Source organism: Burkholderia sp. 9779_493 (assembly GCF_015712215.1).
GTDB classification, from domain to species: Bacteria; Pseudomonadota; Gammaproteobacteria; order Burkholderiales; family Burkholderiaceae; genus Burkholderia; species Burkholderia cenocepacia.
This window is the reverse complement of record NZ_JACCQA010000027.1, coordinates 1-14535: the sequence shown is the minus strand read 5'-3', so window position 1 is coordinate 14535 and position 14535 is coordinate 1. Positions and strand designations below refer to the sequence as shown.

The window sequence follows — 14535 nt, the reverse complement described above, 5'->3', positions numbered from 1 at the left end:
TGCGTCAGCTGTGGTTGTCGATCCACGCGCGCGCCCATTCGAGCCCGGCATCGCGCGCGTCGTCTTCGGTGTCGAACACGCCGAGCACGCCCGACGCCTCGACGAGCCGATTGTTCTGCGTGATCGTGCCGCTTGCCGCGAAGCGCTCGGGCTGCATGATCTCGTCCTGCTGCAGGATCGCGTGGCCCCAGATCTGGTAGCCGTGGTAGGTCTGCGCTTCCATTATCGAGTCACCTCCGCCGCGCGGCCGTGCGTGCCGACCTGCAGCACGTTGCCGTCCGGCGTGTATTGACGCGGGATGTTGGAGAAGGTGGGCGCGTGCGTCGCATCCGGTGCGGCGGGCTGCATCACCGTGAGACGCCCGGGTGCCGGCTGCGCAACCGGGCGCGGCGCGGCCGGCGTGTCGGTCGCGGCGGCGGCCGGGCGGTGCGGGTCGGCCTTCACGGCCTGCGCGACGCGGCGCTTGTGCGGTTTCGCCGCGGCTTTCGGCGTGGCGGCGCTCGCGTGCTTCTCCGCGCTCTTGCCGGTGCGTGCGTCGGCGCTTGTGTGGGCGGCCGGCATACGGGCATCCGGCATACGGGCATCCGGCGTACGGGCGTCCGGCGTACGGGCGTCCGGCGTACGGGCAGCAGGCTGCCGCGCCTCGGGCGGGTTCCAGACCTCGACATAGTGCTCGGCGGCCCAGCCCGTCGACGCGAACGTCAGCGCCAGCAATCCGCATCCAAACAGTCTTACCATTGTCTCTCCGTCATATTCGTTGCGGCGCGCATCCGGCCGGGGCCGTGCCTCTGCACTCGGGGAAGCCGGCTCAGGAGAACACCTCGAGCCCGTGTTTCTCGACGATCTGGAGCATGCGCGCGGCGATGCCGCTGGGCCGCTTGTCGCCCTGTTCCCATTGGCGGATCGTCGAGGTCGTCGTGTTCAGGTAGAGCGCGAACACGCTCTGGCTGACGTTGACGGACTTGCGAATGCGGGCGATCGCTTCCGGATCGAACTGCGGGGCGGCTTCGATGCAGAGATCGTCGTATTCCCGCATCGTCTTCTTGTCGATCAGTTGCGCACGATAAAGGCCGGACGCGGCGCTGTGGATCGCCTCCGTTGCGTCGCTCTTGAATCGACTCTTAGCCATTGCACATCTCCACCCACTCTTTCAGGGTAACCAGCGTCGCGATGTCGCTGTCGGTGTGTCGGCCGACATCCGCGGCGAGCTTTCTGAAGGCGCGCAGTTCGCGTGCGTCGATGTTCTCGCGGTCGCATTTCGCGAACAGGAACACCCACGTGTGCCCGACCTTGCCCAGCACGATCCCGCGCTGCCGATTGCCGCCGAGGCGCTTCTTCCACACGTTGCCGCCGAGATCGACGCCCTGGCCGCGGGCCAGATCCCGCACCGCGCGGCAGAGCTCGTCATCGGCGATTCCCGCTTTCCCGGCTGCCGTGTGAAACCACTTCGTCTTGAACACGCGTCGTACGGAGGCAGACATGTCGAGCCGGTCGAGTTAGCACAGGATTATATGCCACTACGTGGTACATATTTCGACCTGGCCGAATGGCCGACCTCGCATCCGCATACGGTCGGGACGGCCCGGCGAGGGGCCATCCCGACGTCCGGCCTTACTCCACCGTCACCGATTTCGCGAGGTTGCGCGGCTTGTCGACGTCGGTGCCGCGTGCACACGCGGTGTGATACGCGAGCAGTTGCAGCGGCACGACGTGCAGGATCGGCGACAGCTGACCGTAGTGCTCCGGCATCCGGATCACGTGCAGGCCGTCGTCGTTGACGATCTGCGTATCGGCATCGGCGAACACGTACAGCTCGCCGCCGCGCGCGCGCACTTCCTGCATGTTCGACTTCAGCTTCTCGAGCAGCGTGTCGTTCGGCGCGACCGTGACGACCGGCATCGCTTCCGTGACGAGCGCGAGCGGCCCATGCTTCAGTTCACCGGCCGGATAGGCCTCGGCGTGGATGTACGAGATTTCCTTCAGCTTCAGCGCGCCTTCGAGCGCGATCGGGTAGTGCAGCCCGCGGCCGAGGAACAGCGCGTTTTCCTTGCGTGCGAATTCCTCCGACCACGCGATGATCTGCGGCTCGAGCACGAGCACGCTGTTCAGCGCGGCCGGCAGGTGGCGCAGCTCCTTCAGGAATTGCGCTTCCTGCGCGGCGTCGACGTGCCCGCGCAGCTTGCCGAGCGTCGCGGCCAGCACGAACAGCGCGACGAGCTGCGTCGTGAACGCCTTCGTCGACGCGACGCCGATCTCGGTGCCCGCGTGCGTGAGGAACTGCATTTCGGTCAGGCGCACCATCGCGCTCGTCGCGACGTTGCACACTGCGAGCGTATGCGTGTGGCCGAGCGACTGCGCATGCTTGAGCGCCGCGAGCGTATCGGCCGTCTCGCCCGACTGCGAGATCACGAGCACGAGCTGGCGCGGGTTCGGCACCGACTCGCGGTAGCGGTATTCGCTGGCGATCTCGACCTGGGTCGGGATCTTCGCGATCGATTCGAGCCAGTATTTCGCGGTGAGGCCCGAGTAGTAGCTCGTGCCGCACGCGAGGATCAGCAGGCTGTCGATCTCCGCGAACGCGGCGGGGGCCGCATCGCCGAACAGCGTCGCGTCGAAGGCGTCCGTCTGCGGCACGGTGTCGCCGATCGCGCGCGGCTGCTCGAAGATTTCCTTCTGCATGAAGTGGCGATAGGGTCCAAGCTCGACCGCGCCGCCGTACGCGCTGACGACGCGGATTTCGCGCTGCACGGTGGCGCCGTGACGGTCGACGATCGTCACGCCGTCGAGCGACAGCTCGCACACGTCGCCTTCCTCGAGGAACGTGAAGCGGTCGGTGCTGCCGGCGAGCGCGAGCGCATCGGATGCGAGGAAGTTCTCGCCGTCGCCGTGACCGACGACGAGCGGCGAACCCTGGCGCGCGCCGACGACGGTGTGCGGCTGGTCCTTGTGGATCACGGCGATCGCGTAGGCACCGTGCAGTTGCTGCACGGCTTCGCGCACCGCGTCGAACAGGTTGCCGCGATACAGGCTGTGCACGAGATGCGCGATCACTTCGGTGTCGGTCTGCGACACGAATTCGTAGCCCTTCGCGCGCAGCGTTTCGCGCAGCGGCTCGAAGTTCTCGATGATGCCGTTGTGCACGAGCGCGAGCGCGTTCGACGAGAAGATCGGGTGCGCGTTGTGCGTGACGGGCGCGCCGTGCGTGGCCCAGCGCGTGTGCGCGACTCCCGTCGTGCCTTCGAGGTGCGTCTCGCGCACCTGCGTGTCGAGATCGGCGACGCGTGCGACGCTGCGCGCGCGCTTCGGGGCGCCCGGCTCGAGCACGGCGACGCCGCACGAGTCGTAGCCGCGGTATTCGAGGCGCCGCAGACCTTCGATCAGCACCGGAACGATATTACGTTGCGCAACTGCGCCGACAATGCCGCACATGAATGGTCAATCCTGTAAGTCGACGCGGGCGCCGCGGGGCGCCCGCAAAAGGTTCAGCTCTTCTTCTTGACCGGCCGGACGTAGCCGCTCTTCGCGGTCTGCGTCTTCTCGTTCAACGCGAGGACGCCTTCGGCCACGTCCTTCCAGATCGTCGTGCCGGCGGCGATCGTCACGCCGCGGCCGACCCGCACGGGGGCAACCAGCTGCGTGTCGGAGCCGACGAACACGTCGTCCTCGATCACGGTGCGGAACTTGTTCGCGCCGTCGTAGTTGCAGGTGATCGTGCCCGCGCCGATGTTCACGCGCGCGCCGATGTCGGCGTCGCCGATGTACGTGAGGTGGTTCGCTTTCGAACCGTGACCGATCACCGCGTTCTTCACCTCGACGAAGTTGCCGACGTGCGCTTCGTCCGCGAGCTGCGCGCCGGGGCGCAGCCGCGCGTACGGGCCGATCACGGTGTTCGCGCCGAGCGCGGCGCCGTCGATGTGCGTGAACGCGTCGATGCGCGTGCCGGCGCCGACCGACGCATTGCGGATCACGCAGTTCGCGCCGATCGTCACGTTGTCGGCGAGCGTCACGTTGCCTTCGAACACGCAGTTCACGTCGATCGACACGTCGCGCCCGCAGCGCAGCGTGCCGCGCACGTCGATGCGCGCCGGATCGGCGAGCGTGACGCCGTCGACGAGCAGCGCGTCCGCCACGTTGCGCTGGTGAATGCGTTCGAGCTCCGCGAGTTGCGCCTTGCTGTTCACGCCGAGCGTTTCCCATTCCTCGTCGGGCTGCGACGTGACGACCTCGAAGCCGGCCTCGATCGCGAGTTCGACGACGTCGGTCAGGTAGTACTCGCCCTGCGCGTTTTCGTTCTTCAGCGCGCCGAGCCACATCGACAGCTGCGCCGTCGGCGTGACGATGATGCCGGTGTTGATCTCGGCGATCTTCAGCTCTTCCGGCGACGCATCCTTCTGCTCGACGATGCGCGTGACGAAGCCGGACGCGTCGCGCACGATGCGGCCGTAGCCGGTCGGGTCGTCGAGCGTGACGGTCAGGATCCCGTAGCGGCCCTCGCGCGCGGCATCGACGAGACGCTGCAGCGTCGACGCGCGCGTGAGCGGCACGTCGCCGTACAGCACGAGCGTCGGTTGCGCGGGATCGAGCAGCGGCAGCGCCTGGCGGACCGCATGGCCGGTGCCGAGCTGCTCGGCCTGTACCGCGAACTGGACGTCGGGCGCGGCGACCGCGGCCTGGACCTGCTCGGCGCCGTGGCCGACGACGACGACGAGCCGGGACGGCTGCAGTGCGCGCGCGGTGTCGATGACGTGGGAGAGGAGCGGCCTGCCGGCCAGGGGGTGAAGCACTTTCGGCAGCGCGGAACGCATGCGCTTGCCGGTGCCTGCCGCCAAAATCACGATATTCATGGCGCCAGCTTGTCAGAGGAGTTCGAAGCCGTCCATTTTAGCATGCGGCCCCCGCCGTTCCGGGCCTGCCGCGGCGGGCGCGCGACGCCGGAAAGGGCGGCCGGCGCCCGGTTCCGGCGGGTGTTCCGGCCCTGCTTACAGGTCGTCGAACTGGACGATCGAGATCGGTTTGGACGCGCCCGGCGTCGCGGTGTCGTCGCCCGATGCGCACGGTTCCTCGTCGAACGCGATGTCGCCCTGCGGGTCGGCTTCGCCCGTCGCGCGCAGCGACTGGAACGGGTACAGCGTCGTGTCCATCAGGTGCGACGGCACGACCTTCGCGAGCGCGTTGAACATGTTGTCGACGCGGCCCGGGAAGCGCTTGTCCCAGTCGCGGATCAGCGCCTTCATTTCCGCGCGCTTCAGGTTCGGCTGGCTGCCGCACAGGTTGCACGGGATGATCGGGAATTCGCGCAGCTCCGCGTATTTCTCGAGATCGGTTTCCTTCACGTACGCGAGCGGGCGGATCACGATGTTCTTGCCGTCGTCCGACTGCAGCTTCGGCGGCATTCCCTTCAGCTTGCCGCCGTAGAACATGTTCAGCAGCAGCGTCTGCACGATGTCGTCGCGGTGATGGCCGAGCGCGATCTTGGTCGCGCCGAGCTCGCCGGCCACGCGGTACAGGATCCCGCGGCGCAGCCGCGAGCACAGCGAGCAGGTCGTCTTGCCTTCGGGGACGAGCCGCTTGACGATGCTGTAGGTGTCCTGGTTCTCGATGTGGAACGGCACGCCGACCTGCTTCAGGTATTCGGGCAGCACGTGCTCGGGGAAGCCCGGCTGCTTCTGGTCGAGGTTCACCGCGACGATGTCGAAGTCGATCGGCGCGCGTTCGCGCAGGCGCAGCAGCACGTCGAGCATCGCGTAGCTGTCCTTGCCGCCCGACAGGCACACCATCACCTTGTCGCCCTGCTCGATCATGTTGTAGTCGCCGATCGCCTGGCCGACCTGGCGCACGATCCGCTTGAACAGCTTGTTGTTCTCGTACGCTTCCTTCTGCTCGCGGCGCGTCAGCGCGGGGCGGCCGGTTTCGGCGGTCGTGGCGTCGGCCGCCGTGTCGTTCATGTGGGGGGCGTTCATGCGCGCTCCTCGTCCTTGATGCGAAAGACTTCGACGCCGACGGCGTCGCAGTCCGGATAGGCGTCCGGTTTCTCGGTACGGACGCGTACCGCGCGCACGGCATCGTGCGCCAGCAGGTGCGCGGCGATCGAATCGCACAGCGTCTCCTGCAGGTGGATGTGGCCGCGCGCCACGCATTGCGCGACGCTCTGCTTCATCAGATCGTAGTCGACGACTTCGTGCAGCCGGTCGTCGACCGGGGTGGACAGCGCGAGCGGCACGAACAGGTCGACGTTGATGACGACGCGCTGCTCGCCGCGCTTCTCGTGTTCGAAGGCCCCGATGTTGATGTGCACCTCGTAGTCGCGCAGGTAGAGCCTGCGGCAATCCGCGAGGCGGGGGTGCAGGAGAGCGGAAAACATGGTCGTCCCAGTCAAATTGGCGTGCGCGCACGCAAAGCGGCGCGGGCGGCGGCGGTCAGGCCGCGCCCGCGCGGTTCATTCATTCGGGCCGGCGGCCGGCGGCACCAGGTGCTCGCCGCCGTCGACGGTCAGCGTCGCGCCCGTGACGCCGGGCGCGCTCGCGAGATAGCACGCGGCCGCCGCGATGTCGTCCGCGTGCGGCGCGTGGCCGCGCACGAGCGCCGCGACCCGCACCTTCGGTGCGAGCGCCAGCGCGAGCGCCGACGTCGCGCGGTTCAACGCGGCCTGCATCAGCGCGTGCGACAGCTGCGCCGGTGCGGGGTGGAACAGCGCCTGATCCAGTACGTGGATCGCGCACGCGCGCAGCGCTTCGTGCTCGCGCGCGGCGTCGGGCGTCGCATCGGCGAGTGCGCGGGCCAGCGCGAGCGGCGCGGTCACATTGCGCGCGAGCGCGGCGGCGAGCGACGCGCCGTCCACCGTGTGCGCGTCGTCGGCGCCTGCGCTGGCGCTGACGAACACCGCGCATGCGGGCCGGCCGAGCGCTTCGCCGCACGCGGCGACGAGGGCCGCGGCATTGGCCTCCAGGGCCAGATCTGCGTCGAGCACGGCCGCGCGGCGGCCGAGCGCCGCGACTTCGGCGACGAGCGCGTCGGCGGCCGCGCGCGGCGCGCCGTGGCTGCGCTGCAGCGCGACGTCCCAGCCGCGGCGGGCGAAGCCCGTTGCGAGCGCACGGCCGATCGACGCGGCGTCGGCCGCGCTGCCCAGGGCGCCCGTGACGAGCACCACGCGTGGGGTCGACGTATCGGCTGAAACGGTCATTTACAATGCCGGGATGAACCCGAAAGCTCACGAACCCGCTAGTTTACCTGCTCCCGGCCCTGACGCGCTCGCGCAGTCCGAAACCCTTGCCGCGCAACTGCGCGACGAGATCGCGGCGGCCGGCGGCTGGCTGCCGTTCGACCGTTTCATGGAGCGCGCGCTGTATGCGCCGGGCCTCGGTTACTACAGCGGCGGCGCGCGCAAGTTCGGGCGCCGCGCCGACGACGGCAGCGACTTCGTCACCGCACCGGAACTGTCGCCGCTGTTCGCGCAGACGCTCGCGCAACCGGTGGCCGAGGCGCTCGCGGCGAGCGGCACGCGCCGCGTGATGGAATTCGGCGCCGGCACGGGCAAGCTCGCGGCCGGGCTGCTCGCGGCGCTCGACGCGCCGGGCGTCGAGCTCGACGAATACCTGATCGTCGACCTGTCCGGCGAGCTGCGCGAACGGCAGCGCGACACGATCGAAGCCGCGGTGCCGGCGCTGGCCGCCAAGGTGCGCTGGCTCGACGCGCTGCCCGAGCAGTTCGACGGCGTCGTGGTCGGCAACGAGGTGCTCGATGCGATGCCGGTGCGGCTGTTCGCGAAGGCGGATGGCGCATGGCGCGAGCGCGGCGTCGCGCTCGACGCGCGGCACGCGTTCGTGTTCGACGACCGGCCGGTCGGCGCGGCCGGCCTGCCGGCGGTGCTCGCGGCGCTCGACGTCGGCGACGGCTACGTGACCGAAACGCACGAGGCGGCGCTCGCGTTCACGCGCACCGTCTGCACGATGCTCGGCCGCGGCGCGGCGCTGCTGGTCGACTACGGTTTCCCCGCGCACGAGTACTACCACCCGCAGCGCGACCGCGGCACGCTGATGTGCCACTACCGCCATCACGCGCACGACGACCCGTTCGTGTACCCGGGCCTGCAGGACATCACCGCGCACGTCGAATTCACCGGCATCTACGAGGCCGCGATCGCCACCGGCGCCGAGCTGCTCGGCTATACGTCTCAGGCGCGCTTCCTGTTGAACGCGGGCATCACCGACGCGCTGGCCGCGATCGATCCGTCCGACATCCACGCCTTCCTGCCGGCCGCGAACGCGGTGCAGAAGCTGATCTCGGAAGCCGAGATGGGCGAGTTGTTCAAGGTGATCGCGTTTTCGCGCGGGATCGACGGCACGCTCGGCGCGTTCGCGCGCGGCGACCGCTCGCACGCGCTCTGACGAGGCATCCCTCATGTTGCGCTGGCTGATGGCGTCGTTTGTCGCGGTGATGATCCTGACGCGCTGCTGGCCGTGGCTCGGCAAGCTCGGCATCGGCCGGATGCCGGGCGACGTCACGCTGACGCTCGGCGGGCGGCGCTACCCGTTCCCGTTCATGTCGACGCTGGTGCTGACGATGCTGGTATCGATGGTGGCGCGGCTGCTCTGAGCCGCAGGCGGCGCGTCGCGGCCGGGCCGCGGCGCGCGCATGACGGCTCGCGCCTTACAGTTCGATTTCGCCGAGAATCCGGTGCGCGAGCGCCTTCGCTTCCTCGAACGCTTCTTCCTCGCTCGAACTCGTCGTGTGAACGTCGTAGCGCATGTTCTCCGTCTCGTCGCCGTCGTCCCGCGCGAGGATCACGTAGCCCTGAAACTCGCCGTTGTCCGCGCGGTGCGTATGCGCCTTGGCCGTATAGATGCCTTTGGTGAACGTGTTCGTGTCCATCGTGCCTCTCCCGCAATAGGACGCTTCATCGTAGCACTGCGGCGCAGCATGGTGAGTGCGGTTTATCGGTGACCGATCAGCGACCGGTCACCGTTCCTTCAACGTCCCTTCAACCTTCGAGCAGCGCGACGACCTCGTCGAGCGTCGGCGCGTGCGCGCCCGTGTGCCGGCACGCGGCGGCGCCGGCCGCCAGTGCGAACGCGAGATGCTCGCGCCAGCCGCGCTGCGGCGCGGCCATCAGGCTGAACAGCAGCCCGCCGATCGACGCGTCGCCCGCGCCGACCGTGTCGGCCACCTCGACGCGCGGCGGGCTGGCTTCGTGCACGTCGCCGTCCGCGTAGAGCGTCGCCGCCTGCGCGCCGCGCGTGACGAGCACGGCCGCACGCGGATTCAGCGCGCGCACCGCCGCGATCGCGTCGGGGCCGTCGCCGCCGAACAGGTGCCGCAGGTCCTCGTCGGACACCTTGATCAGGTCGGCGAGGGCGGCCATCTTCTCGAGCGTCGGCCGGTACGCGGCCGTCATCAGGTTCCGGCAGTTCGGATCGAAGCTGATCTTCACGCCGCGCGCGTGCAGGTCGGCCGCGAGCGCGGCCAGCGTGCCCGCGAGCGGTTCGCGCACGAGGCTGATGCAGCCGAAATGCGCCCACTTCACGTGCTCGGTCCAGCCGGCCGGCAGCCGGGCGGGATCGAATGCGAGGTCGGCGCTCGCTTCGCCGATGAAGAAGTACGCGGGCGGGCGCGTCTCGTGGACGATCGCGAGCAGCGGCGGCCGCGCGACGCGCTGCAGGAAGCGCAGGTCGAGCCCGGCCGCTTCGCTCGTGTGCCACAGCACGTCGGAGAAGCAGTCTTCGCCGATCGCGCCGGCGAGCGCGCTCGGCACGCCGAGCCGCGCGACCGCGCGCGCGACGTTCCAGCCGGCGCCGCCCGGCACCGACGTCCACTGCGCATCGCCCGCGCGCACCATGTCGGTCAGGATGTCGCCCGCCGACACGAAAGCCGGAAACGTGCCGCCGCTCATTGCGTCGGCTCGCTGCGTTGCGCGCGCGCGAGGGTCGCGAGCACGTCGTAGCAGGCGCCCATCGTGTGATAGTCGGTCTTGCCGGCCGGGCTTTTCTCGTCGCTGTACTTGCGGTTGTCGCAGGTGAGGATTCGATACCACGCGCCGTAGCGGTGATCGACGAAATGCGCCCAGCTGTAGCGCCAGATCTCGTCGTACCAGTCCCAGAAGCGCTCGCTGCCGGTGCGCGCGCCGAGCATCGCGGCCGCCGCGAAGGTTTCCGCCTGCACCCAGAAATACTTGTTGTGGTCGCAGATCGTGAAGTCGGGGCCGAAGCCGTAGTACAGGCCGCCGTGATCGGCGTCCCACGCGTGCGTGAGCGCCGCGTCGAACAGCTCGGCCGCGCGCGGCGCGAGCCAGTCGAGCGGGCGGTGCCGCTCGAGGATCAGCAGCAGCTTCGCCCATTCGGTCTGGTGTCCGGGCTGGAAGCCCCACGGACGGAAGATGTTCGAGCTGTCTTCCTTGTTGTAGTCCCAGTCGATCGACCAGTCCGCATGGTAGTGCTCCCACACGAGGCCGCCCGACAGCGCGGCCTGGCGCTGCGTGATGTGGGTGGCGAGCTTTTCCGCGCGATCGAGGTACGTGAGGTGGCCGGTCGCCTCGTACGCGGCGAGCAGCGCTTCCGTCATGTGCATGTTCGCGTTCTGGCCGCGATACGACGACACGTTCCAGTTCGCCGTCGCGTCGTCCGCATACAGGCCCGCGGCCGCATCCCAGAAGCGGTGCTCGGCGAGTTCGTAGGTGGCGGCGATCAGCGGGCGTGCTTCATCGATGCCGGCCATCGTCGCGTGCGCGGCCGCGAGCAGCACGAACGCGAGCCCGTAGCAGTGGCGCGTGCCGTCGAGCGTCGCGCGCTTCGCGCCGTCGCGCCAGTCGAGTTCCCAGTCGTAGCCCTGCAGCGTGTCGTCCCAGTGCGCGTCGCGCAGGAAGCGCAGCCCGTGGCGCGCGTAGTCGAGGTGACGCGGATCACCGAAATGGCGGTACGCCATCGCGTAGTTGAAGACGAACCGGCAACTGCTGACGAGGTGGCGCGACGTGCGGTTGTAGATGCTGCCGTCGTCGCGGAAGTAATGGTAGAAGCCGCCCGTCGGGTCGAAGGCGTGGGTCGCGTAGAAGCGCAGCGTGTCTTCGATGTGCGACAGCAGGAACGACGGATCGCGAAAGCTCGCGACGAACGGTGCGGCTTGCGTGTGGGCGGCCGGCGCGGCCGTGCAGGGTTGGACCGGAGGCATGTTCATGATTCGGTGGCCGTTACGGTATCGAGTGCCGGGGAGCCGGCGGGCTGGCTGCTGGCCCGCACGATCAGCTCGACGGGCAGGGAAATCTCGGTGCGCTCGGGCGCTTCGGCGAGCAGCAGCTCGACGCCGCGGCGGCCGAGCGCTTCCTTGTCGACCGCGAGCGTCGTGAGCGGCGGGCTCGCGTGCGCGGCGGCCGGGATGTTGTCGAAGCCGACGATCGCGATGTCGTCCGGAATCCGCAGGCCGCGCGCGGTGCACACGCGCTGCGCGGCCAGCGCGGCCGCGTCGTTGTACGCGAACACGGCTTCGGGGCGCGGGCCCGGCGCGTCGAGCAGTTGCTCCATCGCGCGCGCGGCGCCCGTGTCCGGGTCGAGCCCCGCGTCGATCGTCACTTCGTAGGCGGGATCGAACAGCCGCCCGGCTTCGAAGAACGCGCGCCGGTAGCCGATCGCGCGCTGCGCGATGCTGTAGTGCGCGGGCGAGCCGCCGATGAAGGCGATCCGCGAGCGGCCGGTGGCGAGCAGGTGGCGCATCGCGAGCGCCGCGCCCGTCGCGTTGTCGATGTTGACCGAGCGCAACCCGGGCGCCCACAGGTCGATCAGCACGAGCGGCCGGCCGGTGGCGGCGAGCGCCTCGATCGTCTCGGGCTCGATGAAGCCGGCGACCGCGATCGCGTCGGGCGCGTGCGGACGCATCTGGCGCAGCACGTCGTCGTTCGGGCCGACCGTGAGCAGCGTCGGCACGATGCCGCGCTCGCGGCAGGCGTCCTCGACGCCGTGCAGCACGTGCGAGAAGAACGGGCTGGCCGGAAAGCGGTTGTGCTGGCGGTGCAGCAGGAAGGTGAGCCGGCGGATGCGCGGCCGCAACTGCGCGGGATCGTAGCCGAGCTGCTGCGCGATCTCGACGATGCGCGCACGCGTCGCTTCGGACAGGCCCGGCTGGTTTTTCAGCGCGCGGGAGACGGTGCCGATCGAGACCTCTGCCGCCCGCGCCACATCGCGAATGGTCGTACCCATCGTTCGGGGTCCGGTTTGTTTAGGGTGAAAGCGATTGTATAGTAAAACGCATCGCCGAATTCGGGCCGGATAACCGGGGAATACCCGAAAATAACGGGTTTTTAAGCGCTAATCTGCGAAAACGCCGTTACTAAAAATACTAAACAAAACGCGAAAAAGGCAAGGTGCGTGTGCGGGTATCGGGCGGCATCGACGGTGCCGCGGGAAACAGCGGAAGGAGCGCGGGCCGGCGGCGCAACCGCCGAACCTTGCGTCGCACCGGCATCGGTTTCCTCGCACGGTGCGCAGGCGTCTAGCTGTTCCGTGCGTCCGCGGCAGCGCGCGGTTCAGCCTGCCGCCACCGCCACGGCCGGCGGTTCGCCGCGATGGCGCAGCGCGGCGCGGCCGGCATCGAGATCGACGACCGCGAGCCCGTCCGGCTGCTGCTTCGCCCGCCGCTTCGCGAGCGCCGCGACCGACGCGATCTCGTCGCTGCCGTAGCGTTTGGCGCCGTGCGCGCCGGCCGGCACGCCGACCGCGCCGATCGCCATCGTCACGAAGCCGAAGAACGCCGGGTTGCCGTGGCGATCCTCGCCGCGCAGCCCGCCCGCCTGCCGGTCGGCCTGCGTGTAGAAGAGCTGCGCGCCGTCGTTGAAGCGCGCGATCGCGTCGGCGGCGCGCTCGCGCCAGTCGTCGCGCTGGAACAGCACGAGGAAATCGTCGCCGCCGACGTGGCCGAGAAAGTCGCGCTGCGGGTCGCACACGCCGGCCAGCACCGTCGCGGCGAATTTCAGCACTTCGTCGCCCTGCCAGTAGCCGTACTGGTCGTTGAACGGCTTGAACTGGTTCAGGTCGACGTAGCACGCATGAAAGCCGGCGTCGCGCTGGAGCAGGCGGTCGATGTGCGCGCTGATCGGGATGTTGCCGGGCAGGAACGTCAGCGGATTCGCGTAGCGCGCGGCCTCGATGCGCATCTCGGTCACCGCGCGCACGAGGCTCTCGCCGGTGCCGAGCCCGACATAGCGGTCGTGGTCGGTGATCACGAAGCCGTCCGCGAGATAGCGCTGGTCGTGGCTCGCGAGCAGCAGCGCGAGCTGCTCGAAGGTCGTCGCGACGTCGATCATCAGCGGCGCATCGTTCGCGAACTGCAGGCACGGTTTCTTGCCGAACACCTCGCGGTGATACGGCAGCGCGAAACGGTCGATGAAGCCGCGGCGATTCACGAGCGCGACGGGCCGCCCGCGCTCGACGAGCGCGACCGCGTGCAGGTCGGGCATCCGGTTGAACAGCTCGAGCACGTCGTTGCTGGTCGCGTCGCGCGGCAGCGCCGGGGCGGGTACGAGCATCTTCCCGGCGATCGTGCCGGCCGGCCGCACCGCGCGCGTCACGCCGGGAAACACCGCGATGTGCGGCGCGCGGATCGCGTCGCGCGCGGCCGGCGCGACCACCCGCGACGGCTGCGCGTTCGGCCGGCCGAGCAGGAAGCCCTGCACGCAGCAGATGCCCATGTCGCGCACGACGATCAGGTCGCATTCGTTCTCGATGCCTTCCGCGATCAGCTGCGCGCCGCTCGCCTGCGCGAAGTGCTGCATCGCCTTCACCGCTTCGAACTTGAGCGGGTCGCGCGCGATGTCGTGGATGAAGAAACGGTCGATCTTCACGACGTCCGGATGCAGGCGCAGCCACAGGTTCATGCTCGCGTTCGCGGTGCCGTAGTCGTCGAGCGCGAACTGGATGCCGGCGTCGCGCAGCGACGCGACCGCCGGCCCGATGTGCGCGACGTCGGGAATCGCGTTCTGCTCGGTGAGCTCGATCACGATGCGCTCGGCGCCGACGCGCGCACGGCCGAGAAACTGGCGGGTGCGCTCGCGTTCGCTGGCGAGCGTGAGGATCGTGCCCGCGCTGAAATTGAGGAACAGCTTGCCGTCGCAGCCGAGCGCCGCGAACGCGTCGAGGCAGGTGAGCGCGGCGGCCCGTTCGAGCGCGATGGTTTCGCCTTCGCGCGCGGCCTGCGCGAACAGCGCGGCGGGTGGTTCGAGGTCGGTGCCGCGCGGGCCGCGGATCAGCCCCTCGTAACCGACGACCGTCCCCGACCCGAGGTCGACGATCGGCTGGAACACGGCGGCGAGCGCGCGATCCGCGATCAGGCGCGTGGTGCGGGCGACAGCGGAATCGGAGGGAAGCGCGGGCATGGGCGAGGGCAGCCGAATCGACGGGACGCCCGACTTAACGGCACCGCTCGCGGAGAATTGAATGAAGATTTCGTGACGCGATGGGCGTTGTTGGTGCATCGCGCCGCGAGCGCGTTGGGTGTGGCTGGAAGGGGCGGAAGGGGCGGAAGGGGCGGAAGGCGGAAGGCGGAAGGCGGAAGGCGGAA

General features: G+C 69.3%; 16 protein-coding genes. 2 read left to right on the top strand and 14 right to left on the bottom strand.

Annotation, left to right across the window (positions count from 1 at the left end; all coding sequences use genetic code 11):
- Positions 1-4 precede the first annotated feature (4 nt).
- From H0X95_RS24935 to H0X95_RS24895, 9 genes are all read right to left on the bottom strand, one after another.
- A complete protein-coding gene (locus H0X95_RS24935; protein WP_006477594.1) occupies positions 5-223 on the bottom strand; it encodes a hypothetical protein in 219 nt (72 codons plus the stop codon).
- The gene (locus H0X95_RS24930) at positions 223-738 is read right to left on the bottom strand and encodes a hypothetical protein (protein ID WP_059721726.1); all 516 of its coding nucleotides are present in this window, start codon (positions 736-738) and stop codon (positions 223-225) included. The genes H0X95_RS24935 and H0X95_RS24930 overlap by 1 nt, the downstream gene beginning before the upstream one ends.
- Before the next feature lie 70 nt (positions 739-808).
- The gene (locus H0X95_RS24925; RefSeq protein WP_006477596.1) at positions 809-1129 is read right to left on the bottom strand and encodes a helix-turn-helix domain-containing protein; all 321 of its coding nucleotides are present in this window, start codon (positions 1127-1129) and stop codon (positions 809-811) included.
- Positions 1122-1481: a type II toxin-antitoxin system RelE/ParE family toxin gene (locus H0X95_RS24920; RefSeq protein WP_059721725.1), complete on the bottom strand. Its 360-nt coding sequence runs from the start codon at positions 1479-1481 to the stop codon at positions 1122-1124. The genes H0X95_RS24925 and H0X95_RS24920 overlap by 8 nt, the downstream gene beginning before the upstream one ends.
- A 130-nt stretch (positions 1482-1611) precedes the next feature.
- Positions 1612-3429, bottom strand: a complete 1818-nt coding sequence (gene glmS / locus H0X95_RS24915) for a glutamine--fructose-6-phosphate transaminase (isomerizing) (RefSeq protein WP_059721724.1) — start codon at positions 3427-3429, stop codon at positions 1612-1614.
- 53 nt (positions 3430-3482) lie between these two features.
- Complete coding sequence (gene glmU, locus H0X95_RS24910) at positions 3483-4844, bottom strand: bifunctional UDP-N-acetylglucosamine diphosphorylase/glucosamine-1-phosphate N-acetyltransferase GlmU (RefSeq protein ID WP_059721723.1); 1362 nt, start codon at positions 4842-4844, stop codon at positions 3483-3485.
- Between the two features lie 135 nt (positions 4845-4979).
- Complete coding sequence (gene ttcA, locus H0X95_RS24905; RefSeq protein WP_034178390.1) at positions 4980-5960, bottom strand: tRNA 2-thiocytidine(32) synthetase TtcA; 981 nt, start codon at positions 5958-5960, stop codon at positions 4980-4982.
- A complete protein-coding gene (locus tag H0X95_RS24900) occupies positions 5957-6361 on the bottom strand; it encodes a dihydroneopterin aldolase (protein WP_006488695.1) in 405 nt (134 codons plus the stop codon). The genes ttcA and H0X95_RS24900 overlap by 4 nt, the downstream gene beginning before the upstream one ends.
- A gap of 75 nt (positions 6362-6436) precedes the next feature.
- Entirely contained in the window at positions 6437-7180 is a 744-nt protein-coding gene (locus H0X95_RS24895) for an SDR family oxidoreductase (RefSeq protein WP_034201264.1), read from the bottom strand.
- Positions 7181-7193: 13 nt separating this feature from the next.
- On the opposite strand from H0X95_RS24895, the gene H0X95_RS24890 reads away from it, so the two are divergent.
- Complete coding sequence (locus tag H0X95_RS24890) at positions 7194-8384, top strand: class I SAM-dependent methyltransferase (RefSeq protein ID WP_059721722.1); 1191 nt, start codon at positions 7194-7196, stop codon at positions 8382-8384.
- A 13-nt stretch (positions 8385-8397) separates the two neighbouring features.
- Positions 8398-8592: a DUF2905 domain-containing protein gene (locus tag H0X95_RS24885; protein ID WP_006484654.1), complete on the top strand. Its 195-nt coding sequence runs from the start codon at positions 8398-8400 to the stop codon at positions 8590-8592.
- A 54-nt stretch (positions 8593-8646) separates the two neighbouring features.
- On the opposite strand, the gene H0X95_RS24880 is transcribed toward H0X95_RS24885, so the two are convergent.
- From H0X95_RS24880 to H0X95_RS24860, 5 genes are all read right to left on the bottom strand, one after another.
- Entirely contained in the window at positions 8647-8868 is a 222-nt protein-coding gene (locus H0X95_RS24880) for a hypothetical protein (RefSeq protein ID WP_006484657.1), read from the bottom strand.
- 109 nt (positions 8869-8977) lie between these two features.
- Positions 8978-9886, bottom strand: coding sequence for a carbohydrate kinase family protein (locus H0X95_RS24875; protein ID WP_006495474.1), 909 nt, complete (start codon positions 9884-9886; stop codon positions 8978-8980).
- On the bottom strand, positions 9883-11163 hold the full coding sequence (locus H0X95_RS24870; protein WP_034201266.1) for an AGE family epimerase/isomerase: 1281 nt from the start codon (positions 11161-11163) through the stop codon (positions 9883-9885). Before H0X95_RS24870 ends, H0X95_RS24875 begins: the two co-directional genes overlap by 4 nt.
- Positions 11160-12179 (bottom strand): LacI family DNA-binding transcriptional regulator, encoded by a 1020-nt coding sequence (locus H0X95_RS24865; protein WP_006482178.1) that lies wholly within the window; start codon positions 12177-12179, stop codon positions 11160-11162. Before H0X95_RS24865 ends, H0X95_RS24870 begins: the two co-directional genes overlap by 4 nt.
- Positions 12180-12505: 326 nt before the next feature.
- Positions 12506-14350 (bottom strand): EAL domain-containing protein, encoded by a 1845-nt coding sequence (locus tag H0X95_RS24860; RefSeq protein ID WP_059721721.1) that lies wholly within the window; start codon positions 14348-14350, stop codon positions 12506-12508.
- Between the last annotated feature and the right edge of the window lie 185 nt (positions 14351-14535).